The sequence below is a fragment of the Vogesella mureinivorans genome (genome assembly GCF_007644035.1).
In the GTDB taxonomy this organism is placed as follows: domain Bacteria; phylum Pseudomonadota; class Gammaproteobacteria; order Burkholderiales; family Chromobacteriaceae; genus Vogesella; species Vogesella mureinivorans.
Map to the genome: position 1 here is coordinate 1 of NZ_VMTV02000714.1, position 1347 is coordinate 1347.

Here is a 1347-nt window from a genome sequence, read left to right on the forward strand (position 1 = left end):
GCCGGAGTACCTTTTATCCGTTGAGCGATGGCCCTTCCATTCAGAACCACCGGATCACTATGACCTGCTTTCGCACCTGCTCGACTTGTCCGTCTCGCAGTTAAGCTTGCTTATACCATTGCACTAACCTCACGATGTCCGACCGTGATTAGCAAACCTTCGTGCTCCTCCGTTACGCTTTGGGAGGAGACCGCCCCAGTCAAACTACCCACCAGACACTGTCCGAGACCGCGTTCCGCAATCTTCGTTAGAACATCAAACGTTAAAGGGTGGTATTTCAAGGACGCCTCCAACAACACTGGCGTGTCATCTTCAAAGGCTCCCACCTATCCTACACATCAAAATTCAATGTTCAGTGTCAAGCTATAGTAAAGGTTCACGGGGTCTTTCCGTCTAGCCGCGGGTACACCGCATCTTCACGGCGATTTCAATTTCACTGAGTCTCGGGTGGAGACAGCCTGGCCATCATTATGCCATTCGTGCAGGTCGGAACTTACCCGACAAGGAATTTCGCTACCTTAGGACCGTTATAGTTACGGCCGCCGTTTACTGGGGCTTCGATCAGGAGCTTCTCTTTCGATAACACCATCAATTAACCTTCCAGCACCGGGCAGGCATCACACCCTATACGTCCACTTTCGTGTTTGCAGAGTGCTGTGTTTTTAATAAACAGTTGCAGCCAGCTGGTATCTTCGACCGGTTCAACCTTCGTGAGTAAATCACTACAATCTACGCCGGCGCACCTTCTCCCGAAGTTACGGTGCTATTTTGCCTAGTTCCTTCACCCGAGTTCTCTCAAGCGCCTGAGTATTCTCTACCTGACCACCTGTGTCGGTTTATAGTACGGTTTAGTATAACCTGAAGCTTAGTGGCTTTTCCTGGAAGCGTGGTATCGGTTACTTCAGTTCCGTAGAACCTCGTCATCACTTCTCGGTGTTGAATGGTGTTCCGGATTTGCCTAAAACACCCACCTACCGGCTTAAACGCACATCCAACAGTGCGATAACCTAACCTTCTCCGTCCCCACATCGCAGTTATACCAAGTACGGGAATATTAACCCGTTTCCCATCGACTACGCTTTTCAGCCTCGCCTTAGGGGCCGACTCACCCTGCCCCGATTAACGTTGGACAGGAACCCTTGGTCTTCCGGCGAACGAGTTTTTCACTCGTTTTATCGTTACTTATGTCAGCATTCGCACTTCTGATACGTCCAGCAAACCTCTCGATTCACCTTCGTCCGCTTACAGAACGCTCCCCTACCCAACAATGTTTCCATTGATGCCGCAGCTTCGGTGACTAGTTTTAGCCCCGTTACATCTTCCGCGCAGGCCGACTCGACTAGTGAG

At 50.6% G+C, this 1347-nt stretch carries 1 rRNA gene; it reads right to left on the reverse strand.

Annotated elements, in window-relative coordinates:
• Nucleotides 1–1347 (reverse strand): 23S ribosomal RNA (locus FLQ44_RS17870); the annotation flags it as partial.